22 protein-coding genes are annotated in these 23,577 nt (G+C 64.4%); 15 read left to right on the top strand and 7 right to left on the bottom strand.

The features are described 5' to 3' along the window. Positions 1-5: 5 nt before the first annotated feature. From iolD to HNP00_RS08095, 5 genes are read left to right on the top strand one after another with little or no spacing between them, the layout of a single operon-like run. Positions 6-1,934, top strand: a complete 1,929-nt coding sequence (iolD, locus tag HNP00_RS08115) for a 3D-(3,5/4)-trihydroxycyclohexane-1,2-dione acylhydrolase (decyclizing) (protein ID WP_184738183.1) — start codon at positions 6-8, stop codon at positions 1,932-1,934. 42 nt (positions 1,935-1,976) lie between these two features. Then, positions 1,977-3,485 carry a CoA-acylating methylmalonate-semialdehyde dehydrogenase gene (locus HNP00_RS08110; protein ID WP_184737769.1) on the top strand — a complete coding sequence of 503 codons (1,509 nt, stop codon included), beginning with the start codon at positions 1,977-1,979 and terminating at the stop codon, positions 3,483-3,485. Between the two features lie 10 nt (positions 3,486-3,495). Further along, on the top strand, positions 3,496-4,407 hold the full coding sequence (locus HNP00_RS08105) for a sugar phosphate isomerase/epimerase (RefSeq protein WP_184737767.1): 912 nt from the start codon (positions 3,496-3,498) through the stop codon (positions 4,405-4,407). Between the two features lie 31 nt (positions 4,408-4,438). Then, positions 4,439-5,452 carry a Gfo/Idh/MocA family protein gene (locus HNP00_RS08100; RefSeq protein WP_184737765.1) on the top strand — a complete coding sequence of 338 codons (1,014 nt, stop codon included), beginning with the start codon at positions 4,439-4,441 and terminating at the stop codon, positions 5,450-5,452. An 8-nt stretch (positions 5,453-5,460) separates the two neighbouring features. Continuing rightward, positions 5,461-6,333: a sugar phosphate isomerase/epimerase family protein gene (locus HNP00_RS08095; RefSeq protein ID WP_184737763.1), complete on the top strand. Its 873-nt coding sequence runs from the start codon at positions 5,461-5,463 to the stop codon at positions 6,331-6,333. Between the two features lie 277 nt (positions 6,334-6,610). On the opposite strand, the gene HNP00_RS08090 is transcribed toward HNP00_RS08095, so the two are convergent. Beyond that, entirely contained in the window at positions 6,611-7,630 is a 1,020-nt protein-coding gene (locus HNP00_RS08090) for a sugar phosphate isomerase/epimerase (protein WP_184737761.1), read from the bottom strand. Beyond that, positions 7,627-8,805, bottom strand: a complete 1,179-nt coding sequence (locus tag HNP00_RS08085; RefSeq protein WP_184737759.1) for a Gfo/Idh/MocA family protein — start codon at positions 8,803-8,805, stop codon at positions 7,627-7,629. The genes HNP00_RS08090 and HNP00_RS08085 overlap by 4 nt, the downstream gene beginning before the upstream one ends. Before the next feature lie 156 nt (positions 8,806-8,961). Between HNP00_RS08085 and HNP00_RS08080 the strand changes: the two genes are divergently transcribed. The 9 genes from HNP00_RS08080 to HNP00_RS08040 all read left to right on the top strand — a co-directional run bounded on the left by HNP00_RS08080 (position 8,962) and on the right by HNP00_RS08040 (position 18,419). After that, positions 8,962-9,972, top strand: a complete 1,011-nt coding sequence (locus tag HNP00_RS08080) for a LacI family DNA-binding transcriptional regulator (RefSeq protein ID WP_184737757.1) — start codon at positions 8,962-8,964, stop codon at positions 9,970-9,972. A 169-nt stretch (positions 9,973-10,141) separates the two neighbouring features. Further along, positions 10,142-11,137 (top strand): substrate-binding domain-containing protein, encoded by a 996-nt coding sequence (locus tag HNP00_RS08075; RefSeq protein WP_184737755.1) that lies wholly within the window; start codon positions 10,142-10,144, stop codon positions 11,135-11,137. Between the two features lie 64 nt (positions 11,138-11,201). Next, positions 11,202-12,260: an ABC transporter permease gene (locus HNP00_RS08070; protein WP_184737753.1), complete on the top strand. Its 1,059-nt coding sequence runs from the start codon at positions 11,202-11,204 to the stop codon at positions 12,258-12,260. 11 nt (positions 12,261-12,271) lie between these two features. Then, positions 12,272-13,225, top strand: coding sequence for an ATP-binding cassette domain-containing protein (locus tag HNP00_RS08065; RefSeq protein ID WP_184737751.1), 954 nt, complete (start codon positions 12,272-12,274; stop codon positions 13,223-13,225). 110 nt (positions 13,226-13,335) lie between these two features. Continuing rightward, the gene (locus HNP00_RS08060) at positions 13,336-14,331 is read left to right on the top strand and encodes a Gfo/Idh/MocA family oxidoreductase (protein ID WP_184737748.1); all 996 of its coding nucleotides are present in this window, start codon (positions 13,336-13,338) and stop codon (positions 14,329-14,331) included. Further along, on the top strand, positions 14,331-15,404 hold the full coding sequence (locus HNP00_RS08055; RefSeq protein ID WP_184737746.1) for a Gfo/Idh/MocA family protein: 1,074 nt from the start codon (positions 14,331-14,333) through the stop codon (positions 15,402-15,404). Before HNP00_RS08060 ends, HNP00_RS08055 begins: the two co-directional genes overlap by 1 nt. 38 nt (positions 15,405-15,442) lie before the next feature. Further along, positions 15,443-16,546 carry a Gfo/Idh/MocA family oxidoreductase gene (locus HNP00_RS08050; RefSeq protein ID WP_184737744.1) on the top strand — a complete coding sequence of 368 codons (1,104 nt, stop codon included), beginning with the start codon at positions 15,443-15,445 and terminating at the stop codon, positions 16,544-16,546. Next, the gene (locus HNP00_RS08045) at positions 16,546-17,364 is read left to right on the top strand and encodes a TIM barrel protein (protein WP_184737742.1); all 819 of its coding nucleotides are present in this window, start codon (positions 16,546-16,548) and stop codon (positions 17,362-17,364) included. The genes HNP00_RS08050 and HNP00_RS08045 overlap by 1 nt, the downstream gene beginning before the upstream one ends. After that, complete coding sequence (locus tag HNP00_RS08040; protein WP_184737740.1) at positions 17,361-18,419, top strand: Gfo/Idh/MocA family oxidoreductase; 1,059 nt, start codon at positions 17,361-17,363, stop codon at positions 18,417-18,419. Before HNP00_RS08045 ends, HNP00_RS08040 begins: the two co-directional genes overlap by 4 nt. Positions 18,420-18,587: 168 nt before the next feature. Here the strand turns inward: HNP00_RS08040 and iolB are convergent, their stop codons facing one another. The 5 genes from iolB to HNP00_RS08015 form a co-directional block, all read right to left on the bottom strand. After that, positions 18,588-19,481 (bottom strand): 5-deoxy-glucuronate isomerase, encoded by an 894-nt coding sequence (gene iolB / locus HNP00_RS08035; protein WP_184737738.1) that lies wholly within the window; start codon positions 19,479-19,481, stop codon positions 18,588-18,590. A gap of 18 nt (positions 19,482-19,499) precedes the next feature. After that, positions 19,500-20,240, bottom strand: coding sequence for a GntR family transcriptional regulator (locus HNP00_RS08030; protein WP_184737736.1), 741 nt, complete (start codon positions 20,238-20,240; stop codon positions 19,500-19,502). A 189-nt stretch (positions 20,241-20,429) separates the two neighbouring features. Continuing rightward, complete coding sequence (locus HNP00_RS08025; RefSeq protein WP_184737734.1) at positions 20,430-20,867, bottom strand: hypothetical protein; 438 nt, start codon at positions 20,865-20,867, stop codon at positions 20,430-20,432. A gap of 10 nt (positions 20,868-20,877) precedes the next feature. Next, positions 20,878-21,285 carry a cupredoxin domain-containing protein gene (locus HNP00_RS08020; RefSeq protein WP_184737732.1) on the bottom strand — a complete coding sequence of 136 codons (408 nt, stop codon included), beginning with the start codon at positions 21,283-21,285 and terminating at the stop codon, positions 20,878-20,880. A gap of 123 nt (positions 21,286-21,408) precedes the next feature. Further along, complete coding sequence (locus tag HNP00_RS08015; protein ID WP_184737730.1) at positions 21,409-22,188, bottom strand: gamma-glutamyl-gamma-aminobutyrate hydrolase family protein; 780 nt, start codon at positions 22,186-22,188, stop codon at positions 21,409-21,411. 62 nt (positions 22,189-22,250) lie between these two features. Between HNP00_RS08015 and HNP00_RS08010 the strand changes: the two genes are divergently transcribed. Continuing rightward, on the top strand, positions 22,251-23,384 hold the full coding sequence (locus HNP00_RS08010) for an LOG family protein (protein WP_184737728.1): 1,134 nt from the start codon (positions 22,251-22,253) through the stop codon (positions 23,382-23,384). The last annotated feature ends 193 nt before the right edge of the window (positions 23,385-23,577 follow it).

Here is a 23,577-nt window from a genome sequence, read left to right as displayed (position 1 = left end):
GCAGAATGACGGTCGCCCAGGCGGTTGTCGAGTTCCTGTCCAAGCAGTACACGGTTGATACCGTGGGCGGGAACGAGTACCGGGAGCGCCTGATCCCGGGCACCTTTGGGATCTTCGGCCACGGCAATGTTGCTGGTGTGGGCCAGGCGCTCAAGCAGTACCAGGCCGCAGACCCGAGCATCATGCCGTACTACCAAGGCCGCAACGAGCAGGCCCAGGCGCACCAGGCCGTTGGCTACGCCCGGCACACGCGCCGCCGTCAGACCTTCGCCATCAGTACCTCGATCGGTCCCGGCTCGTCGAACCTGCTGACCGGTGCGGCGCTGGCCACCACCAACCGGCTGCCGGTCCTGCTGCTGCCCAGCGACACCTTCGCCACCCGCGCGGCGGACCCGGTGCTGCAGCAGCTCGAGCTGCCCTACGCCTACGACATCACGGTCAACGACGCCTTCCGTCCGCTCTCGAAGTTCTTCGACCGGGTGTCCCGCCCGGAGCAGTTGTTCTCCGCGTTCCACCACGGCCTGCGCGTCCTGACGGACCCGGCCGAGACCGGTGCGGTGACCATTTCGCTGCCGCAGGACGTCCAGGCCGAGGCATTGGACGTACCCGAGGAATTCCTGGCTGAGCGTGAGTGGCGGATCCGCCGCCCCGAAGCCGACGACGACGATATCCGCCGCGCCGCCGAGGCCATCCGTGCAGCTAAACGGCCATTGATCATTGCGGGCGGTGGTGTCCTCTACGCCTTCGCCAACGAGGAACTGGCCAAGTTCGCCGAGCTGACCGGCATCCCGGTGGGCAACACCCAGGCCGGCGTCGGCGTCCTGCCGTGGGACCACCAGTTCTCCCTCGGAGCCATCGGCTCCACGGGCACGACGGCGGCGAACGCGATCGCTGCCGAGGCTGACTTGATCATCGGCATCGGTACCCGTTACGAGGACTTCACGACGGCGTCGCGCACTGCCTTCCAGAACCCCGACGTGACGTTCGTGAACATCAACGTGGCCGCGATCGACGCCTACAAGCACGGCACCGTGCTGCCGATCGTCGCCGACGCCCGCAAGGCGCTCGTCAAGCTGAACCAGGCGCTGGGCGGCTACCGCGTTGGCGCGGACCTCGAGCGGAAGATCGCGGCGGAGAAGAAGCGCTGGGACGGCATCGTGGACGAGGCCTTCGATACCCGCCACACCCCGCTGCCGGCCCAGAACGAGATCATCGGCGCCACCAACCGGGCCATGGATGAGCAAGACGTAGTCATCTGCGCCGCCGGGTCCTTGCCGGGTGACCTGCACAAAATGTGGCGCGTCCGGGATCCGTTCGGCTACCACGTCGAATATGCCTACTCCTGCATGGGCTACGAAATCCCCGGTGGCCTGGGCGTCAAGCGCGCCGCGTTGGCCGAGGCCGCCGCGGGCGGCAAGGATCGCGACGTCGTCGTGATGGTGGGGGACGGCTCCTACCTGATGATGCATACCGAACTGGTCACCGCCGTCGCTGAACGCATCAAGCTGATCGTGGTCCTGATCCAGAACCACGGATACGCCTCCATCGGCTCGCTCTCGGAGTCGCTGGGTTCGCAACGCTTCGGGACGCAGTACCGGGTCCTGGACAAGGAACAGCACTCGTTCGACGCCGGCGCGAACCTGCCCATCGACCTTGCCCTCAACGCCGAAAGCCTCGGTGCCAAGGTGATCCGGATCGAGCCGGGCGAGAAGGTCATCGCCGAACTGGAAGAGGCAATCCGCGACGCGAAAGCGGCACCGGAAGACAGCGGGCCGATCGTCATCCACGTCGAATCGGACCCCTTGCTGGACGCCCCGAGCTCCGAATCCTGGTGGGACGTTCCCGTCTCGCAGGTCTCCGAACTCGAATCCACCCAGCAGGCCTACCAGACGTACACAGGCCACAAGAACCGCCAGCGCAAGCTGCTCGGCTAACCCCTCAAGCTCCCTTCAAGCTACAGACAAGGAAGTCCGCACATGTCGACGACCACCCTGACCACTATCAAGCATTTCATCAACGGTGTTGAAACTGCCGGCGCAGGCGATCGCAGCCAGCCGGTCTACAACCCGGCCACCGGCGCAGTTTCCGCGGAGCTGCGCTTGGCGAACCGGGCCGATTTGGACGCCACCGTTGCCGCAGCCAAGGCCGCCAGCGAAAAGTGGGGTGATTTCTCCCTGGCCAAGCGCACCGCGGTCCTGTTCAAGTTCCGCGAACTCGTCGCCTCGCACGTGGACGAACTCGCAGCCCTGATCACGGCAGAGCACGGCAAGGTCATCTCCGACGCCAAGGGCGAGATCGGACGCGGCCTGGAGGTCATCGAGTTCGCCTGTGGCATCCCGCAACTGCTCAAGGGCGACTACTCGGACCAGGTCTCCACCGGGATCGACGTGTTCTCCTTCCGCGAGCCGCTCGGCGTCGTGGCCGGCATCACCCCGTTCAACTTCCCCGTCATGGTGCCGCTGTGGATGGCCCCGATGGCTATCGCCACCGGCAACGCGTTCATCCTCAAGCCCTCCGAACGCGACCCCTCCGCGTCCATGCTGCTCGCGAAGCTGTGGAAGCAGGCCGGCCTGCCCGACGGCGTGTTCCAGGTTCTGCACGGCGACAAGGAAACCGTGGACGGCCTCCTGACCCACCCGGACGTGGACGGCATTTCCTTCGTCGGCTCCACCCCGATCGCCAAGTACGTCCACGAGACCGCGACGGCGCACGGCAAGCGGGTCCAGGCCTTGGGCGGCGCGAAGAACCACGCGATCATCATGCCCGACGCCGATCTGGACAACGCTGCCGACCACCTGGCCGCTGCCGCGTTCGGTTCCGCCGGGGAACGCTGCATGGCCATCTCCGTTGCGGTCGCCGTCGGCGATGCCGCCGATCTGCTCGTCAAGAAGGTCGAAGAGCGCGCCCTGGCCGTGAAGGTCAAGAACGGCACCGAGCCCGACGCCGAGATGGGCCCGGTCATCACCCCGGCCTCCAAGGAACGCATCGTGCGGATCGTCACCGAGGCCGAAGCCGCGGGAGCTGCGATGGTAGTGGACGGCCGCGACCTCGTGGTCCCAGGCCACGAGGAAGGTTTCTGGGTCGGCCCCACCGTGATCGACCACGTCAAGACCGAAATGACCGCCTACACGGAGGAAATCTTCGGCCCCGTCCTCGTGGTGGTCCGGGTGGAGGACCTGGACGCAGGCATCAAGCTGATCAACGCCAACCCCTACGGCAACGGCACCGCGATCTTCACGTCCTCTGGCGCGAACGCCCGCAAGTTCCAGCGCGCAGTCACAGTAGGCATGGTGGGCATCAACGTGCCCCTGCCGGTACCGGTGGCCTACCACTCCTTCGGTGGCTGGAAAGCTTCGCTGTTCGGCGACAAGCACATCTACGGACCCGAGGGCGTCTCCTTCTACACACGTGGCAAGGTCATCACCTCCCGCTGGCCCGAGCCCACCCACGCCTCCGGCGCCTCCTACAACTTCCCGTCCAACTGAGGAGTCCGCAGTGACAGAGAACAAACTCATCATCGGTACAGCGCCAGACTCCTGGGGCGTCTGGTTCGCGGATGACCCCCAGCAGACCCCGTGGGAGCGTTTCCTGGATGAAGTGGCCGAGTCCGGCTACAAGTGGATCGAACTTGGCCCCTATGGCTACTTGCCCAACGATCCCGCCCGCCTGGCCGAGGAACTCAAGCAGCGCGACCTCAAGGTGACGGCGGGAACGGTCTTCACGGCGTTCCACCGTGGTGCCGCACAATACGAGGAAGCCTGGGAGCCTGCACGCAAGGTTGCCGAGCTGACCGCGGCCATGGGTGGTGAGCACATCGTCGTCATACCGGCCATGTGGCGCGACGACGTCACGGGCGAGGCTGTGGAGAGCGGCGAATTGTCTCAGCAGCAGTGGGATGACCTGTTCGCCGGCCACAACCGCATGGGCAAGGTGCTGCTCGAAGACTTCGGCTTGAAGCAGCAATTCCACTCCCACGCCGATTCCCACGTCGGCGCCCAAGCGGATATCGAGCACCTGCTCGCCGAGACCGATCCCCAGTACTTGAACCTCTGCCTGGACACCGGACACGCCGAATACTGCGGCGCGTCGAGCCTGGAACTGATTAAGAACTACCCGGACCGCATCGGCTACCTGCACCTGAAGCAGATCAACCCGGACGTCCTGAGACAAGTTAACGAGGAGAACATGACCTGGGCCGCAGCCAACCTGGCCGGCGTCATGACCGAACCGCCGAACGGCCTCCCGGATCTCCGCGCTGTCATCGAAGCCGTTGAAGGACTCAACCGACCAATCTTTGGCATTGTGGAACAGGACATGTACCCCGTGGCCTTCGACGTCCCTATGCCTATCGCCAAGCGCACCCGCAACTACCTGCTCTCGTGCGGTTCCCGCACCACTGTGCAGTAGCACAGCAGCCCAGACACCTAAGGACAGAACATTGACTGACATTCTCCGCGTGGCCGTCATCGGCGCAGGCCGCATGGGCGCCGACCACATCAAGCGGCTCAGCACCCGCATCCACGGCGCCGAAGTGGCCGCCGTCGTCGACGTCGACCTCGCCCGCGCGCAGGCCGCCATCGAAGGGATCGACGGCGCGGTGGCCCTCGCCAGCGCCGACGAGGCCCTCAACAACGGCGACGTCAACGCCGTGCTGATTGCCACCCCCGGATTCCTTCACGAGGAAATCCTCTACAAGTCGCTGGAGAAGGGCTTCCCGATCCTCTGCGAAAAGCCCCTTACTCCGGATGCCGAGAGCGCCTGGAAAGTTGTGCAGGCCGAAACCGCCCTCGGCCATAAGCGCATCCAGGTGGGCTTCATGCGCCGCTTCGACGCCGAATACGCGGCTTTGGGCTCCGTGATCCGCGACCGTGAACTCGGCGAGTTGCTCATGCTGCACCACCAGCACCGCAACCCGAACACCCCCGAGGGCTTCACCAACGCGATGCTCATCAACGACTCCGTGGTCCACGAGTTCGACGCCATCCGTTTCTTCACCGGCGAGGAAATCACCTCCGTGCAGGTCCGCCTGGGCAAGGCAACACGCAACGCCCCGAACGGCCAGCACGACCCCCAGCACGTCCTGATTGAGACCGAGTCCGGCGTCCTGGCCGACGTCGAAATCTACGTGAACGCGAAGTTCGGCTACGAAGTCGCCACCCAGGCGTCCTTCGAGGACGGCATCGTGAACATCGGCGGCGATGGCGGTCCTTACGTCCGCAGCGCCGGCCGTTGGGGCGGCAAGGTCACCCCAGGTTTCGAAGAGCGCTTTGGTGCCGCGTACGACGTCGAGGTCCAGTCTTGGGTTGACGCCGCCCGCCGCGGCGAAATCGGCGGCCCTACCGCCTGGGACGGCTACGCCACCGCTGCTTGCTGCGAAGCCGGCGTCGAAGCCCAGAAGTCGGGCGAAAAGGTCGCAGTACAGCTCAATGCCAAGCCTGAGCTGTACAAGTAGGAGTGACCATGAAGATTGCCCTTGACCCGACGCCGTTCCACCACAGCCACGGCCTGCTGGAGTTCCCGAGGCTGGCCGCCGATCTCGGCTACAAATACCTCCAGCTGACCCCGCACGCTGACTTCATCCCGTTCTTCAACCACCCCAAGGCCGACGATGAACTGGTGGGCCAGTTGAAGAAGGCCTGCAAGGACGCCGACGTCCAGATCGCCTCGGTGCTTCCTGTGCTGCGTTGGTCCGGGCCTGACGAAGACGCTCGCGAGGCCGCTGTGCGCTACTGGAAGCGTGCCATCCAGATCACGGTCGATCTTGGCGTGCAGACCGTGAACACCGAATTCAGCGGGCGCCCGGAAAAGGCCGAGGAGTCCGAGAGGGCCTTTTACCGCTCTATGGAAGAGCTCCTTCCGATCATCGAACGCGAGGGCCTGGACGTCCTCATTGACCCGCACCCGGACGACTTCGTGGAGGATGGACTTGCAGCCCTCCGTGTCATACGTGGCGTGAACTCGCCCAATATTGGCATGGTCTACGTTGCCTCGCACACCTTCCACATGGGCAACAAGCCGCTCGACATCATGCGGGCCGCGGGGGACAAGCTGCGCCTGGTCCACGTGTCCGACACTATGGATCACCACGCCTCCCACGGGCTGCGCTACATCACCAACCCGCCCGGCAACGCCGTGCGCGTGCACCAGCACCTCAAGATCGGCGACGGCGACGTCAACTGGGACGAGTTCTTCGGCGGACTCAAGGAAATCGGCTTCCTGGACAAGGACAACACGGTCATGGTGTCCAGCGTCTTCGCCGAGGACGACAACGCCAACGAGGTGTCCCGATACCAGTTGGAGGCGATGGGCAAGTACATCGCCAAGGTCCAGTAGAGGGGACACGGAAAGGGGGCGGCGATTTTCTCGCCGCCCCCTTTCGTGTTTAAGGCCGGATATGTGAGCGAGCGTTGGTGTTTAAGGCCGGATATGTGAGCGAGCGTTGCATCGACCGACGCTCGCTCACCTTTGACGCCCTTTTGAGCGACGCTCGCTCTCGATCTCTTGGCAGAATCGCGGTCACCCGGGCCGCCGTCGTGTACCAAAACTCGTGGGGGCTCCATCCGAACATCGGATGGAGCCCCCACTGGCGCTGGCTGGTTTCGCTGAGTTGCTAAGCCGTGACGTTCAGCGACTCGGTGAGCGCTGCGTCGGCGTCCTGCAGGACTTTGGCGGCGACCTCGAGACCTTCGATTCGGCCGAGTGAGGTGTCTTCATGCTCGATGTTAACGAGCATGCCGGGATCCACTTCGTGCAGGGCGCGCAGGAACTCGGTCCAGTAGGCGGTGTCGTGGCCGCGGCCGAGGGCAACGAAGTCCCACGCGGAGTTCTTGGGCCACTCGTTGGCCCACTCGTCGCCGCCGAGGTTGGTGCGGTTTTCCTCCGGCGAGAGCCGGCGGAAGCTGTTGTCGAGGACACCGTAGAGGGCGGCGTTCTCCGTGTTCACGCGGACGTCTTTCGCGGCTGCCTGGAAAACCAGCGGGCCGAGTTCGCGGACCACCGCGACGGGATCCATCTGCTGCCAGAACAGGTGCGATGCGTCCAGTTCGACGCCCACATGCGTGGCTTCCGTGAGTTCGATGAGCTTGCGGACGTCGGCGGTGTTGAACACGATGTTCTGCGGGTGCAGTTCGAGGGCCACCTTGACGCCGTGGTCCGCGGCCAGGCGGTCGGTCTCGCGCCAGAATTTCGCTGCGACGCCCCACTGGTAGTCAAGGACATCGAGCGCAGCAGAGTTCCACGCGTTCACGATCCAGTTCGTCACGGTCGCGCCGGGCTCACCGCCGGGCAGGCCAGACATGGTCACTACCCGGTTCTGGCCGAGGCGCTCTGCGAGTCGGATGGAGCGGCGGATGTCCTCGGCGTGCTTCTCACCGATCTCGGGCTTGGGGTGCAGCGGGTTGCCGTTGCAGTTGAGGCCCGCGATCGAGACGCCGGTGCCTTCGAAGATGCCGAGGTAGTCATCCCGCGCGGCATCCGAGACGAGGATCTGGTCCATGGTGGGCACGTGGACGGCGGGCAGGAATCCGCCCGTGTTGATCTCGATGCCCGTCAGCCCGAGGTCGGCAATGACTTTGAGGGCCTCGGGAAGCGGCCGGTCGTGCAGGATTGCGTTGTAGACGCCGAGTTTCATAGCGTGATTTTCTTTCCGTTGTTGAGCGCGGATTCGGTGACGGCGCCGAGCAGCTCCATGTTGCGCACGCCCTCGTCGAACGTCGCGCAGCGCGGGAGGGACTCGGCCTCCGGAAGGCCGGCAACCTCTTCGAGGAACGCCCGGGCCTGGTAGCCGAAGGCGTCGTTCTGGCCGAATCCGACCTCGGGAGCGTCCATGGCGAGGCCGCCGGCGATGTAGGGATGGCCCGGGCCGAGGATGACCTGGCGGTAGCCGTTCTCGTTGCCCGAGCCATCGTTGAGGAACAGCTGGATTTCGGAGGGGCGGCGCTGGTCGAACTTGGCGGCGCCGTTCTCGCAGAACACTTCGAAGTTGAGGCTGTTGGCGTGCCCGGCGGCAACGCGGGAGACCTCGAAGCTTCCCGCTCCGCTTTCGAACTCCGCGTTGAAGGCCGCGTAGTCGTCGTTCTCAACAGCCTCAAAGGTGTCGCTCACCGCTGCGTGGTCGTGTCCCATGACAGCGCCGAGCGGCAGCGGGCGCTTGCCGATCACGGTGCTGAGGCGGCCACCGGTGATGGACTTGATGTCGCCGCAAAGGAACTCGGAGACGTACGCCAGGTGGCTTCCGACGTCGGCCAGCGCACCTGAGCCGGGGCCGCCTTTGTAGCGCCAGCTCATGGGAGCCGAGGGGCTGAATCCGTAGTCCGTCCAGTAGCGGCCGCTGAAGTGCAGGACGTTTCCGAGTACCCCGTTGTGGATGAGGTCGCGGATGTAGGCGATGCCGGGCGTGCGGCGGAAGGTGAAGCCAATGCGCGCGATGCTTGAAGAGTTGCGGGCGGCCTCCGCCATGGCACGGGCGTCCTCGAGGGAGTCGCTCAGTGGCTTCTCGCAGAGGACATGCTTACCTGCGGCGAGGAGACCCTCGACCACCTCGCGGTGGAGGGAGTTCGCGATGACCACGCTCACGACGTCGATGTCGTCCGCTTCTGCGATCGCCTGCCACGAGGTGTCATTGCGTTCGTAGCCGAATCGGCGGGCAGCGAGGGATCCGAACTCCGCGTTCACGTCGCCGATCGATACGAGGCGCACCGGCGGAAGCGCCGGGCTGTAAAGGGTAGACGCTGTGCGGTACGCCGCCGCGTGTGCCTTGCCGGCCATTCCTGCGCCGATGACGGCGACCCCTAGGCTCTCAGCCATTGATTTCTCCTTCGAAATTCAGCCTGGGTGCCGAACACCCCTCTGGCATTTTGGAGCGCTACAATTTAGCACTGGACTCAAAGCCTAACCATGTGAGTATGTCCTGTCAATGTCCGATGGATAGTCTAGGCAGAAGAGAAGAAAGGTTCCCCGAACATGAGCGCGACACGTCCCAAAACCCGCCGCCCGACCATCTATGACGTTGCCAAACATGCCGGCGTCTCGCCGTCGTTGGTGTCCTTGGTGTTGCAGTCGCCGGAGAGGGTTAGCGACAAGCGCCGTGAAGCCGTCCAGGCGGCAATTTCGGAGCTCGGCTACCGTCCCAGCCGTGCCGCGACTGCATTGGCGAGCAACCGGACGAAGAGTATCGGGCTGTTGATCGACGACTACCGAAACCTGTGGTTCGTGGACCTCCTGAGGGGCATGGAGTCCGTCCTCTCTGACCTGGGCTACCACGTCATGCTGGCCGACTCCCGGCCTGGCGAGAACCGCATCAAGGATGCCACGGACGGCCTCCTCGCTCTGCATGTTGACGCGCTTGTCATTGCCGCGGAGCCGAGTGAGTCCATGCTTGACGGGACGGGGGTTCCTACGGTGGTGGCCGGGTGGCGCAAGGGGGTGCCGATCGGCGCCGACCTGATAACCAACGACGACGACGGCGGGGGCGGCATGGCTGCCAACCATCTGCTGGGGCTGGGCCATACCCGCATCGGCCATCTGTCAGGGGCCGACGGCGCGTCAGCCCACCGGCGCGCCGGTTTCCGGCGGGAGATCCGGGCCGCCGGCGTCGAGCTTCTGATTGCCGAGTCCCAAGGCACTTCCGAGGAAGATGGCTACGCTGGCGCCTCCTGGCTCCTGGAACGCTATCCGGACATTACCGCGATCTTCGCGGCCAACGACACCATGGCCATGGGCGCCTTTGCCGTCCTCAAGGCCCGGGGCCTTCGCGTGCCGAGCGACGTTTCCGTGATCGGCTATGACAACTCGCCGTTGGCCAAGTCGAGGTACCTGGACCTCACCTCAGTGGACAACCGCAGCGACCTTGTCGGGATTGATGTCGCGCACAGGCTGCTCGCCAGAATCGAGGATCCGGCCATTGAGCCCCAGAAGACCTTGATCGAACCCGTTCTGGTGCTGCGAAGTACCACGGCCCGGGTGACCCGCTAGCTCCCATTCGGCGCTGTTCGCGGGAGCTCGCATGACTATCTCACGTAAAAACATCCTAATGTCAGGACAAAGTATTGACATCTGTGAGCCGAGTCACCATGATCTGTGTAGAGGGCTTTGAGCTCCTGCAGAGTGGCAGGGCCGCAACCCCTATCAAAGGAGATAAATCGTGAAGAAGTTTTCCTGGCGGAAGGCGGCACTTGTGGCGGCCGTCGTTCCGATGATGGCTCTTAGTGCTTGTTCCAGCCAAGGCGGGAAGCCGGCTGACAGCGGCAACGCCGCCGGTGGTGGACAGGCCGTGAGCACTCCGCGCATGAAGGTGGCCCTCATCACCCACGCCGCCGCGGGAGACACGTTCTGGGACATCGTCCGCAAAGGCGCAGAGGAAGCATCCGCGAAGGACAATGTTGACCTCCTCTACACAAGCGACCCTGAAGCCGGGCGCCAGGCGCAGCTCGTCCAGCAGGCCATCGACCAGAAAGTTGACGGCATCGCCGTCACCCTCGCCACTCCGGATGCCCTCAAGGACGTCCTCAAGAAGGCCGTCGATGCCGGTATCCCGGTGGTGAGCCTCAACGCCGGTGAGGGTGTCTCCGCGCAGCTCGGGGCCTTCACTCACTTCGGTTCGAATGAGAAGCTCGCTGGCGAGGCAGTGGGTACCAGGCTCGCTTCCCAGGGCTTCAAGCACCCAGTCTGCGTGATCCAGCAGCAGGGCCACGTCGGCCTCGAAGCACGGTGTGCCGGCGTCAAGGAGAAGGTGCCCGGAACGGAGATCCTGTACGTCGACGGCAAGGACATGACCGCGGTCCAGTCCACCGCCACCGCGAAGCTCCAGGCAGCCAAGGATGCAGATGTCATCATCGGTCTGGGCGCGCCGATCACCCTCACTCTCCTCAAATCGGTCACGGACGCCAGCAGTTCTGCGAAGGTGGCCAGCTTCGACCTGAACGCGGAACTCGCCCAAAAGATCGTGGATGGCGCGGTGATCTTTACTGTGGACCAGCAGCCGTGGCTTCAGGGCTACATGTCGGTTGACTCCCTTTGGCAGGCCAAGCGCGGAGGATTCAAGCTCGGCGGTGGCCAGCCTGTCCTGACCGGTCCCACCATCGTGGACAAGTCCAACGCTTCCGATGTCCTCAAATTCGCCCAGCAGGGCGTCCGCTAGATCCAGGATTCTGGCCGCGCGGCGGGTGACCGCCGCGCGGCCTGACCAACAAGGAGTTCTTCCTATGGCAAACACAGCAACCCTGCCGCCGGCGCCGGCTTCGACGCCCGGCGATGAGCGGATCGGCAGACGCAGCCCGGTCCAGAAGTTTTTGGCGAGGCCCGAAGTCGGTGCCCTGGTAGGGGCCGTTGTCCTGTTCATTTTCTTCGCCTCGGTGTCCCAGACCTTCACGCAGCCGAATGCTTTGGCTACGGTCCTGTATGGTTCCTCGACGATCGGGATCATGGCGGTGGGGGTGTCGCTGTTGATGATCGGCGGAGAGTTTGACCTTTCCACCGGTGTGGCCGTGATCTCGTCCGCACTGACTGCCTCCCTATTCAGCTGGAACTTCTCGCTGAACGCATGGGTCGGCGTTGTGCTGGCGCTTGTGGTCTCCCTCAGCATCGGTTTCATCAACGGCTGGATCCTCGTCAAGACGAAACTTCCCAGCTTCATCGTCACGCTCGCGACCTTCCTCATGCTGACGGGCCTCAACCTGGCCCTGACCCGCCTCATCGGCGGCAGCGTGTCCTCGCCGTCCATCTCCAAGCTCGACGGATTCGATTCCGCGCACGCGGTATTCGCCTCGTCCATCAGCATCGGCGGCGTCGAGGTCAAGATCACGGTGTTCTTCTGGATCATCCTCGTTGCCATTGCGTCTTGGGTCCTGCTGCGCACCAAGGTGGGCAACTGGATCTTCGCCGTCGGCGGCGACGCGAACGCTGCCCGTGCGGTGGGTGTGCCGGTGACCAAGACCAAGATCGGCTTGTTCATGGCGGTGGGTTTCTGTGGCTGGATCTTGGGCATGCACAACCTGTTCGCCTTCGACGCCGTTCAGTCCGGTGAGGGCGTGGGCAACGAGTTCCTCTACATCATCGCGGCGGTCATCGGCGGCTGCCTCCTCACGGGCGGCTACGGTTCGGCGGTGGGCGGTGCGATCGGTGCGTTCATCTTCGGCATGGCCAACAAGGGCATCGTGTACGCGCAGTGGAACCCGGACTGGTTCAAGTTCTTCCTGGGCCTGATGCTGCTGCTGGCCACCATCGTCAACCTCATCGTCAAGCGCCGCGCAGATCTCAAGTAAGGGGCGGACCAATGAATGCCAAACAGATCGACCAACAGACACTGCTCAAGGATGAAAAGGATCCGCTGACCCACACCCCCGTGCACCTGCTGTCCCTGGACAAGATCGGAAAGCACTACGGGAACATCATCGCCTTGCGCGATGTGACCATGGCCGTGGACAACGGCAGGGTCACCTGTGTCCTGGGGGACAACGGTGCAGGCAAGTCCACGCTGATCAAGATCATCGCGGGCTTGCACCAGCATGATGAAGGCGTGCTGCACATCATGGGCGAGGAGCGGAAGTTCAACTCGCCCAGGGACGCCCTCGACGTCGGCATTGCCACCGTGTACCAGGACCTGGCCGTGGTCCCGTTGATGCCGATCTGGCGGAACTTCTTCCTCGGCTCGGAACTGACCACCGGCTGGGGGCCGTTCAAGTCCATGGATGTCCAGAAGATGAAGGACATCACGCTGAAGGAACTGGCCGAGATGGGCATCGACCTGCGCGATGTGGAACAGCCCATCGGCCAGCTCTCCGGCGGTGAGCGCCAGTGCGTGGCGATCGCCCGGGCCGTGTATTTCGGGGCGAAGGTGCTGATCCTGGACGAACCGACGGCCGCGCTGGGTGTGAAGCAGTCCGGCGTCGTGCTCCGCTACATCCTGCAGGCCCGCGACCGCGGGCTGGGGGTCATTTTCATCACGCACAACCCGCACCACGCCTTCCCCGTGGGTGACCGGTTCCTGCTGCTCAAGCGCGGCAAGTCGATCGGCTACTACGACAAGAAAGACATCACCCTGGACGAACTCACCGCCCAGATGGCCGGCGGCGCCGAGCTCGCGGAACTCGCCCACGAACTCGAGCAGCTCGGCGGACACACGGAGGCCCTCAAGGAAGTCCAGGCCGAAGTCGCCGGGGTAGCCGACGCTGCCGACTCCGCTGACACTTCCGACGCTTCGAGGGAAAACAGCCCGAGGCACGCCTAGCGCGCAGGGAGACAGCGCGGACGGGAGACGGGGGTCCGCCGGAAGTCCGGACGGGCCCCCCGCTCGCCGTGCCACCGCGGGAACGTTAACGAAGCAGATGGGAAGACAGCATGCCGATCCGGGTTGGCGTTATCGGCGCCGGTGTTATGGGCGCAGACCACATCAGGAACCTCTCCACCACCATCAGCGGGGCCGAAGTCACCTTCGTGGCAGACCTCGACGCCGGACGGGCGGCAGCCGCGGCGCCGCCGTCCGCACGCATCACCACCGATCCTTCCGAGCTGATCAACTCCAGCGAGGTTGACGCCGTCGTCGTCGCTTCCCATGACTCCACCCATGCGGGACTAGTGCTGGAATGCTTCGAAGCGATGACCCCGGTACTGTGCGAAAAACCGCTGGCGCCCACGCTCCTGGAAAGCCGCGGAGTAGTGGAGGCCGAAGCCGACCTTTTGGCCGCAACGGGTGCCCGGCTGCTGTCGATGGGCTTCATGAGGCGGTTCGACCCCGGCTATGTCGCCCTTCGCGAATCCACCCGGGCACGCATCCAAGGCGAGCCTTTGCAGGTGCACTGCACTAGCCGGACAGCATCCGCGGGACCGGGCGCGAGCTCGGAATCCGCCATCACCAATTCGGCCATCCACGAGCTCGACATCATTCCTTGGCTGCTGGACTCACCCATCACTGAGGTGTCGTGGCAAGCGGGGCGGAGTTCCCGGCATAGCACCGGTGACCTGAGGGACCCCGCCTTCATGCTCTTGCGCGCTGCTGACGGCACCCTGGCCACCCTCGAACTTTTCCTCAATGCGCAGTACGGCTACACCACCCAGTGTGAGGTCGTTTCAGAGTTTGGCACCACAGCACTCCCGGAACCGGCTGCCTTGGCGATACAGCAGGAAGGGCGGCGCAGTTCCGAAATCCCCGCTGACTGGCGCCCGCGGTTTGCCGACGCCTACCGCTTGCAACTTCAGGCCTGGATTTCAGCCCTCGAAAAGGGGGAGCCTGCGCCGCTCGCCACGGGGGAGGATGGCCTCCGGGCATCGCAGCTTGCACAAGCCATGATCCGTTCGCTCCACAGCGACGGAGCCTACACGAAGGTGATCTACTGATGGTTGCATCCGGTCTGCCAGCATCTGGGCTTGCGATATCCGGCCTGCCGGGGTCCCGCGTGCCGGATTCCCGTGACGCTCCCGCGCTGCGCTGGGGCATCATGGGTCCGGGGTGGATTGCCGAAAAGTTCACGGAATCTGTGCAGGCCTACTCACGGCAGGTGATCGCCGCCGTCGGCTCCCGCTCTTTGGACCGGTCGAAGGCATTCGCGGACGCTTTCGGCGTCCCCGCCGCCTATGGGAGCTACGAAGAGCTGGCCGCGGCTCCGGATATAGACATCGTGTACGTGTGCACGCCGCACAACTTCCACCACGCGGCTGCCGTGCTGGCCATCGACGCCGGCAAACACGTCCTGATCGAGAAACCGATCGGGCTCAACGCGGCGCAGGCGCAGGACATCACCACGCGGGCCGAGGCGGCTGGCGTTTTCGCCGCCGAGGCGATGTGGAGCTTCTTCCTTCCGAAGTTCGACGTGATCCGGCAAGTGCTCGACGCCGGGATGCTGGGTACCGTGACAACGGTCCTGGCGGAATACGGCGAGCGCTTCGAGCGCAACCACCGCATCTTCGATCCTGAATTGGCCGGAGGACCGCTGCTGGACCTGGGCACCTACCCGCTGGCCCTCATCACCGAAGTCCTGGGGGCGCCGGAACGCTTGAGCGCTTTCGGCCAGCACCACGAATCGGGTGTCAACGCGCAGCTCTCCGCGATCATGCAATTCCCCGGCGGAAGCCAGGCCGTGATGAATACGCACCTGCATAATTTCACTCCCACCGCGGCAACGATCGTCGGGTCCGAGGCCACGTTGACCATCGACGGACCCTTCAACATGCCCGGCGGTTTCGAGATCCGGTTCCCGGACGGTACGCGACTTCGACACGACGAGGCTGCGGGCGGGCATTTGGAAGGCTTGCACTACGAAGCCGCAGCGGTGGCCCGCGCCATCGCTGTCGGTGAGATGGAAACCCAACAGCGGCCCCTGGCCTCCTCCATCCGGACGATGGACGTTGCCGATGAAATCCGCCGCCAAGTGGGCATTGAATTCCCGGGCGAAGGCAACGCGCCTGCCTGAGCAATTTTTGTTGTACTGACTATCGAAAGGACGGGCCCATGGCCTACATCGAACAGCATTCAGCCAAGCTCCCCACCCCCGTGCGGCTGGGGCTCATCGGCTCCGGCTGGATGGGAGCGTTCCACGGCGAAAGCATAGCCCGCCGGGTTCCCGGTGCGGTCCTGGCCGCCGTCGCCGATCCCAACGTTGACTCGGCAGCGTCGGTGGCAGCCCGGCTTGGAACGGCAAAGGTCACCGCTGACGCCGCGGACATCATGGCCGATCCGGACATCGACGCAGTGATCATCGCCAGCCCGGCACGGTTCCATGCATCCTTGATTGCCCAGGCCGCTGCCGCCGGCAAGCACGTGTTTTGCGAGAAGCCTGCCGCGCAGAGCCTTGAAGAGCTTGACGCCGCTCTCCTCGCCGTCGAAACGGCAGGGGTGCATTTCCAGATTGGCTTCAACCGCCGCTACGCCACCGACTTCCAGGCCGCGAAGAAGGACCTGGCCGAAGGAATTGTGGGGGAGCCGCAGCTCTTGCGCTCGTTGACGAGGGATCCGGGCACCGGGAGCATCGGACATGCGGCCAGGATTCCGGCCTGGACGATCTTCCTGGAAACCCTCATCCACGACTTCGACACCCTGAACTGGTTCAACGAAGGCGCCGAGCCAGTGGAGGTCTACGCGGTCGCGGACGCCCTGGTGGAACCGAGCCTGCGTGACCAGGGATTCCTGGATACCGCCGTGGTCACCATCCGCTACAGCAATGGAGCCTTGGCGGTGGCCGAAGCAAACTTCAGCGCCCTTTACGGCTACGACGTCAGGGGCGAAGTCTTCGGCTCCAAGGGCATGGTTCAAGCCGGACGACCCACTGAAACGGCTGCCCTGAGGTACACGGCAGAGGGTCTTTCCGCCGAAACCCCGAGGCTCAACGTCGAACTGTTCCGCGATGCCTACACCGATGAACTCGTGGACTTCGCGGCGGCAGTCCGCGCGCGCCGCGACGGCACGCAGCCGCCGTCGGGCGCTTTCACCCTCACCCCGGGAGCCGCTGACGCGCGCCGCGCCCTCGCGATGGCTTTGGCCTGCATCGAGTCGGTCCAGCAAGGCGCCCCGGTGGCCGTACCCGCCGTGTCGAGCGACAGCAAGGCCGGTGTCTGATGCGGCTGGCTGTTTGCGCGGAAATGGTTTTTACGGAGCTGCCGTTCACCGAACGGGTGCGGCGGATCCACGAAGCCGGATTCGACGTCGAACTCTGGGACTCGAGGAACAAGGACATTGCGGCTCTCAAGGCGAGTGGCGCGGTCTTTTCCTCCATGACCGGATACACCTCCGGGAGCCTGGTGGACCCGGACACGGCCGATGAGGTGGTGAGGACGGCCGAAACGCTGATTACGACCGCGTTGGAACTCGGCGTCAGCCGCATGGTGGTTCACTCGGCGGAACTGATCGACGGAAAAGCAGCCCGCCCCATCTACCGGTCCAACGGGAGCATGTGGATCACGGGGGCCCGGACCTTGGAGCGCCTTGGCGAGCTCGGGGAAAAGCACGGACTGACGTTCTGCCTCGAAAACCTCAACACCGTGCTGGACCACCCCGGAATTCCGCTGGCCCGTGCCAAGGACACTTTGGCGCTGGTGGAAGCGGCAGGACATCCCAACGTGAAAACGATGCTCGACCTGTACCACGCACAGTTAGGGGAGGGGAACCTCATCGAACTGGTCCGTTCTGCCTTGCCACACATCGGCGAGATCCAGGTGGCGGACGTCCCCGGTCGCTGCGAGCCCGGTACCGGCGAAATCAACTACTCGGCTGTGGCCCGGGCGCTCGTTGCTGTGGGCTATGAAGGTACCGTCGGCATGGAGGCATGGGCCAGCGGAGACGACATGGAGGCGCTTGAGGCGTTCCGTAGGGCGTTCACGGTTGAGGGCGTTACATCCCAGAACGCAACTGCTTTTTCAACGGAGGTAGCACTGTGAAGGACGTCGTTCTCGGACTGGTTGGCGTGGGGCGAATCGGGGTCATGCATGCCAGCAACATCGCGGCACTCAACGGGGAACTGAATGCGCAGGGCATCAACGTGGAGTTACGGCTCACGGACGTCGCCGAAGAGCACGCCCGCGCGGTGGCGGCCGGGCTCGGCGCCGAATTCCTGCCGTCGGTGGAGGCTTTGATTGCTTCCGGAGTGGATGGACTGGTTATCGCGACCGGAACGGGCACGCACCCGGAACTGATCCGGGCGGGAGTGGACGCCGGCATCCCGGTCTTCTGCGAGAAGCCCGTGGCCATGAATGTGGCCGATTCGCTGCCCGTCCTGGAGCACATCCGTGCCAACGACGGCGTGGTGCAGATCGGCCACCAGCGTCGCTTCGATGCCGGCTACCTCGAGGCCAAGCGCGCCTACCAGGCCGGGGAGCTCGGCTGGATCCACTCGCTGCGGGCCGTGACGTGCGACATGACTCCGCCGCCGGTGGAATTTCTGGCAACGTCCGGCGGGCTGTTCCGTGATTGCTCAGTGCATGATTTCGACATCCTGCGCTGGCTGACCGGCCGCGAAATCGTGGAGGTCTACGCCAAGGGCTCCAACAACGGAGACCCCGCCATTGGCGAGGTTGGCGATGTGGACACGGCCTTGGCTTTGATCACGTTCGACGACGGGACGGTTGGCACGGTGTCCGCCACCCGATACAACGGTGCTGGGCACGACGTCCGCCTCGAAATTCAGGGCTCCAAGCGTTCCCTCATGGTTGGCCTCGACGAAAAAACAGCCATGGAATCGGCCGAAGCCGGGATCGCCTTCCCGTCCGGAGAACCCCACAAGACCTTCGCCGAACGCTTCGACCAGGCCTACCGCTCGGAAATGGCAGCATTCGTTGAGCTGGTCCTGGGTCTACGGAAGAATCCGTGCACACCGGAGGACGCTGTCGCGGCTTCCCGCGTGGCCGATGCCGCGCAGGAGTCCCTGGCACGCGGGGTTCCGGTCAAGGTGGCCCTGGGCAAGGTAGCACCGGCAGGAACGCTCCTCCACAAATGAGCTAAATTCCCCCGACCCTCCTGCAGAAACACACGCCTTTCGACGAACGCTTCTGCAGATACGAGCCCCTTTCGAGAAACCATCCATCACAAAAACGCTCTTCCGAAACTTTCGTTCCGGAAGAGCGTTTTTGCGATGAGTTCCAATGGCGCGTGCCGCCGAGTTGCCTCAGGCGCCGAACGGCAAGCGGGGGTCGATGTCCTGTCCATCCCAGCTCTGCCGCACCCACCCGTGGTGGGGGTCGTCGCTGATGAGCCATTCACGCACCGGGCCCGGGCCGGCCATGACGTTCAGGTAGTACAGGTCGTAGCCGGGAGCAGCCATGGCGGGACCGTGCCAACCATAGGGAACCAGCACGACGTCGCCTGTGCGAACCTCCGCCGCAACGTCGATCGGACGGTCATCGGAAGCGTAGACGCGCTGGTAGCCGATCGCATCGGCGTCAGCAGGGGCGCCGGAGCCTTCGGCCACCCGGGTCTCGAAATAGTAGATCTCCTCGAGTTCCGTCTCGCCGTCCTTTTCCTCATCATGCTTGTGCGGGGGATAGGAGGACCAGTTGCCCGCGGGGGTGAGCACTTCGCAGACGATGAAACGGTCCGCCTCGAGGGCGGCAGGAGTGCCGAAGTTGTGGACCTGGCGCGAGCAATTGCCTGCGCCACGCAGCTCAACAGGGGTTTCCGCGGCGGTGACCAGCCGGGTGGGATACGAAGCGTGGGCGGGGGCGGTTGCGACGGCGACGCGGCCGCCGTCGGGCGAACTGATAGTGACAGCAGTGTTCGTGCCGGAATACAGGACGTCGCTGGGTCCGTGGAAAACCGACGCCCGCCCCGCGAGGGGATACTCGACGTCGTCGACCGTCACCGTGAAGGCGCCGTTGAGCGGCACAACGATCCGCTCCTCCGCAGCGGCGGGGAGCTCGACGGCGGTGCCCGCGGCGAGCGTGGCGACCTTGATCCCGGTGTGGGCCCAACCATCCACGGCCAAGGCGGAATCGGAGGTTCCGAGCGAAATGTCCCAATCGCCGTCGTTGGCGGTTCCCAATGGATAGACCCAATTGGCCATGGAGTTAAAGTCCTTGCGTTAGCGCTGTACGAGTGTCATTTCAAAGCTGTAGGAATCCGCCCGGTACACGTGGTGGCCGGTCTCGACCATGCGTCCGGTGTCGTCGACGGCGGTGCGCTCCATGGTGACCAAAGCCGAACCGACCTCCGCCTCCAAGAGCGGGGCCTGGTAGTCGTTGGCGATCATGGCGCCGATTCGCTGCGAGGCGAGGCGGAAGTTGACGCCGCCGCGGCGCAGGATAGCGTAGAGGCCTTCCGCTGCGAGCATGGACTCGTCCATGGTGGCGATGTCGTCCCGGACCCAGTTCTCCATGAGCGCGAGCGGCTTGCCTCCCACTTTGCGGAGGCGGGTGAAGTGGTAAACCTTGGAGCCGGCCGGCAGTTGGAGGGCGGTCAGCGTGGCCGCGTCTGCCTCCATGTGCGAGAAGCTGAGGACCTCCGTGGTGGGCTTCTTGCCGTTGTTGGTCAGATCGTCGTAGAGGCTGGAGAGCTCCAGGGGCCGGCGGACCTGGCTCGACACCACCTGCGTGCCGACGCCACGCTTGCGGACCAACAGGCCCGAGCGGACGAGTTCATCCATGGCCTTGCGCATGGTGGGCCGGGAGAGGTTGAGCTGGGCGGCGAGGTCTATCTCGTTGTCCAAACGGCTGCCGGGCTCCAACACTCCGCTGTGGATGGCGGCCTCGATGCCCTGGACCACCTGGTGGTACAAGGGCACGGGGGAAGAGCGGTCGATAGTGAGGCCAAGTTGATTCGCCATTGCATGCTCCCTCGTGTTCCGGGACTATCCCGAACGTGGCAGCATGTCCGCTCATGTTCGCTTGATAGGACATACTGCTTTATCGATGATAGCAGGAGCCTTGGGCTGGTCAAGGGTGCCGGAGCTGGGTGTTTTGCGCCGCTTACGGGCGCACTTTGGGGACATGTCCAGTCATCAGAACCTTGTGTCTCAGCGCCGGCGACGCCGGGCGCTACCGCGTTGCCTGAGGAAGCCGACACCTGCCAGGGCCGCGCCGAGTCCTTCGGCGACGGCGCTGAGGGCCTTCTCGAAAAACCATACGGGCTCGTACATGGACGGGATCGGACCTAGGGCCGGTATGTCGACATACCGGTACAGGAGGACGGCTATGAAGGCGCTCCCGGCGACGAGCAGGGCGGCCGCGTAGGCCGGTCGGCTGCCGCGCACCAGGACGTACAGGCCAACGAGAACCGCGGCGACCGCTTCAAGGCGAAACAAGTTGCCTTGCCCGATTCCGGCCGGGGCAGCCAACTGGTAGCCGGGGGCAAGCTGCCAATGCACCACCGCGTCGATGACCAAGGCTGTCACGACAAGCAGCCGCAGCACGATGTCCCTGGGCCTGCGGCGTGTCGCTAGGCTGGCGCTCATTTGACTGCGCTCATTTCACGACCAGCGTTCCATGCATGTTCGAGTGATAGGCGCAATGGTAGGGATAGCTGCCTGGGGTGGTTGGTGCGGTGAATGTGGCTGTTCCGCCCCCTCCATCGGCCGCGGCGTCGAAGGCCTTGCCATCGTCTGAAGTGACTGTGTGGGCCTGGGCGTCTTGGTTCTTTACGGTGATCTTGGCACCCGGACTGACCGAGACGGGTCCTTGATAGCCAAAATCCTTGATGGTGATGGTGATGGTGATGGTGGCGGTGCCGGACTGCGGAGCGCTGGACGACGCGCCGGAAGGTGGGCTCGATGATGCGCCATAGCCGTCGGTTCCGGGACTTCCGCACCCGCTTACAGCGATGAGGGCGGCCGCCGCAACGATGACCATCATGGCCTTGGGGTTCTGTCTCATGATTGGTTCCTGACTTCTCAATCCGGCGGGCGGAAATTGCTTGCCACATTGATGAGACGAATTCCGGCGAGGTCAGGTTCACCGGAAAAGGAATTTGCCTCCGGCGGGTAGCGTCTCACCCGATCACCCCACGGGACGCAGCGTCCTGCAGACCTCCACGAAAGCCTTGAACGGGGCGAGCCGTTCCTCCTCAGGCAGCTGCGAGGCCTCGGGATGCCACTGCACCGATGCCACCCAGCGCTGCGGATCCTCAAGGGCCTCCACCGTCCCGTCCTCAGCGACCGCCGTCACCACCAAGCCATCGCCTACCCGGGCAACAGCCTGGTGATGCCCTGAAGCGATCCGCACCGAGTTCCGTGAACCATAGAGTCCGGCCACTTTGGAATCCGGTGAAAGTTCGACGTCGTGCCACGCCCAGGCGCTCAACTCGCCCTCCGTCGGAGTCAGGCCGTTGTGATCCACCGACGACGGGTGCATGTCCTGGATGAGGGAACCGCCATAGACCACATTCAGGAGCTGGTGGCCGCGGCAGATGCCGAAGGTGGGCAAACCGGCGTCGAGCGATTCGCGGGCGACCGCCAAGTCCAGGCGGTCCTGTTCCGGGTTGACGTCGTAGCAGGCTTCAATCGCTTCCTCGCCGTAAAGGCGCGGATCCAGATCCCCGCCGCCCGGCAGCAGGACCCCGTTGAGGGAACGGAGCTCGGCCGACAAGCGCCCGGCTTCATCGGTAAAGGAGGCGTCCAGGAGTACCGGCTCCGCACCGGCGTCGCGCACGAGTTCGACGATGAAATCGAAGAGTTCATTCGCCTCTCCCACGCGGGCATCGGCCGCTTCGGAGCTGCTGAGGCGGACCGGAATGCCGATCCGGGGCCGGACGCTGTTGTGCTGTTCGGAAGTCTGCATGCTCCATGATGCACCGGCCGGATGACTCCTGCGCAACATAACCGCGGGCTTACGCTGATGCCATGAATCCGTCCCGCGCCCTGACTCCCAGCCCCCGAACGCTCGACATTGAGAGCGTGGCCCATTTCGACCGGCTGCTCAGTTCCGGCGCGGCAACAATGCACGGATGGCACGCCCAGTCGCTGGACCTAAGGGGTCGGGGCGCGGACCTGCAGAGGCTGGATCCCCAAGGCGCTATTTTCTTGGGTTGCACCTTCGACGACGGCGTGGAGGACTCCCTGCGCAGCCGGGGTGCGCTCATCTTTCCGAAGCTGCGTGGCGTGCCGTTCAACCCTTACCGGGGCAGGCTCTACAGTGCCGCCGAACTCTACGAGGACATTGATTCCACGGAGTACGAGGCCACCCTGGATGCCCAGGTCTATCAATGGAGCATCATGCCGGGGCAACGGACCAGCCTGGATGCCACCCTGGCTGCCGCTCTGCATGATCACGCCATCGGGGACGCCCTGGACGAACTCCTGGGCAACGGGGATTTCGCCGGGAACAAGATCGTGGGAGTCATGGGCGGGCATGCCGCGCAACGCGGAACACAAGACTTCGACGACGCCGCGCGCCTGAGGCGGCTCTTGGCCCTGTCCGGCTTCACGGTTGCTACAGGTGGAGGGCCGGGTGCCATGGAAGCCGCCAACTTCGGTGCCTACTTGAGCGGCTTGCCCGACGGCGACTTCGCGGCCGCGCTCGAAGCGCTCGCGGCGGTGCCGGGTTTCCGTCCCTCGGTGACCGCTTGGGCGCGGGCGGCGGCCGCCGTCGTCGGGCACAATCCGCGCGGGACGACGTCGTTGGGCATCCCCACCTGGTTCTACGGACACGAGCCGCCCAACCTCTTCGCCACCCACATCGCCAAGTATTTCGCCAATTCCATGCGCGAAGCGATCCTGCTGGAACTGTGCAACGGTGGCATCGTGTTCCTTCCGGGCTCCGCCGGCACCGTGCAGGAAATCTTCCAGGACGCGTGCGAGAACTTCTACGGCGCCCCGGAAACCGTCAAGCCCATGGTCCTCGTGGGACGCGAGCACTGGGAGCACAAATATCCGGCATGGCCGATGTTGCAGAGGCTGGCAGCAGGGAAGGTGATGGAAGGACGGATCTTCTTGGTTGACACGGTGGAGGAGGCGCTCGCCGTGGTCGCGGACTAACGTTCTCGCGGCCTTGGCTTTCGAGCCGCCTCTCCCCGGCCCGGGAGCAAGGGACATGCCCGGCCTTGGCTTGGACCAAGGGACATGCCCGGCCTTGGCTTGGACCAAGGGACATATTGCGAATATGTCCACCCCTCGACTCCAAGGCTGGGCATGTCCCGTGGAATAGAGGTGGACATGTCCACTGCTAGGG

This window comes from Arthrobacter sp. AZCC_0090 (genome assembly GCF_014207375.1).
GTDB lineage: Bacteria > Actinomycetota > Actinomycetes > Actinomycetales > Micrococcaceae > Arthrobacter.
Note: the sequence above shows the minus strand (reverse complement) of the source record. Positions and strands in the feature narration are given on the sequence as shown.

Bases quoted from the DNA above. Each gene is read 5' to 3' on its own strand.
- HNP00_RS08095 (WP_184737763.1), top strand. From the start codon at position 5,461: ATGAAGATTGCCCTTGACCCGACGCCGTTCCACCACAGCCACGGCCTG.
- HNP00_RS08070 (WP_184737753.1), top strand. From the start codon at position 11,202: ATGGCAAACACAGCAACCCTGCCGCCGGCGCCGGCTTCGACGCCCGGC.
- HNP00_RS08050 (WP_184737744.1), top strand. From the start codon at position 15,443: ATGGCCTACATCGAACAGCATTCAGCCAAGCTCCCCACCCCCGTGCGG.
- HNP00_RS08065 (WP_184737751.1), top strand. From the start codon at position 12,272: ATGAATGCCAAACAGATCGACCAACAGACACTGCTCAAGGATGAAAAG.
- iolD (WP_184738183.1), top strand. From the start codon at position 6: ATGACGGTCGCCCAGGCGGTTGTCGAGTTCCTGTCCAAGCAGTACACG.
- HNP00_RS08055 (WP_184737746.1), top strand. From the start codon at position 14,331: ATGGTTGCATCCGGTCTGCCAGCATCTGGGCTTGCGATATCCGGCCTG.
- HNP00_RS08045 (WP_184737742.1), top strand. From the start codon at position 16,546: ATGCGGCTGGCTGTTTGCGCGGAAATGGTTTTTACGGAGCTGCCGTTC.
- iolB (WP_184737738.1), bottom strand. From the start codon at position 19,481: ATGGCCAATTGGGTCTATCCATTGGGAACCGCCAACGACGGCGATTGG.
- HNP00_RS08010 (WP_184737728.1), top strand. From the start codon at position 22,251: ATGAATCCGTCCCGCGCCCTGACTCCCAGCCCCCGAACGCTCGACATT.
- HNP00_RS08080 (WP_184737757.1), top strand. From the start codon at position 8,962: ATGAGCGCGACACGTCCCAAAACCCGCCGCCCGACCATCTATGACGTT.
- HNP00_RS08085 (WP_184737759.1), bottom strand. From the start codon at position 8,805: ATGGCTGAGAGCCTAGGGGTCGCCGTCATCGGCGCAGGAATGGCCGGC.
- HNP00_RS08025 (WP_184737734.1), bottom strand. From the start codon at position 20,867: ATGAGCGCCAGCCTAGCGACACGCCGCAGGCCCAGGGACATCGTGCTG.
- HNP00_RS08030 (WP_184737736.1), bottom strand. From the start codon at position 20,240: ATGGCGAATCAACTTGGCCTCACTATCGACCGCTCTTCCCCCGTGCCC.
- HNP00_RS08020 (WP_184737732.1), bottom strand. From the start codon at position 21,285: ATGAGACAGAACCCCAAGGCCATGATGGTCATCGTTGCGGCGGCCGCC.
- HNP00_RS08090 (WP_184737761.1), bottom strand. From the start codon at position 7,630: ATGAAACTCGGCGTCTACAACGCAATCCTGCACGACCGGCCGCTTCCC.
- HNP00_RS08060 (WP_184737748.1), top strand. From the start codon at position 13,336: ATGCCGATCCGGGTTGGCGTTATCGGCGCCGGTGTTATGGGCGCAGAC.
- HNP00_RS08015 (WP_184737730.1), bottom strand. From the start codon at position 22,188: ATGCAGACTTCCGAACAGCACAACAGCGTCCGGCCCCGGATCGGCATT.
- HNP00_RS08110 (WP_184737769.1), top strand. From the start codon at position 1,977: ATGTCGACGACCACCCTGACCACTATCAAGCATTTCATCAACGGTGTT.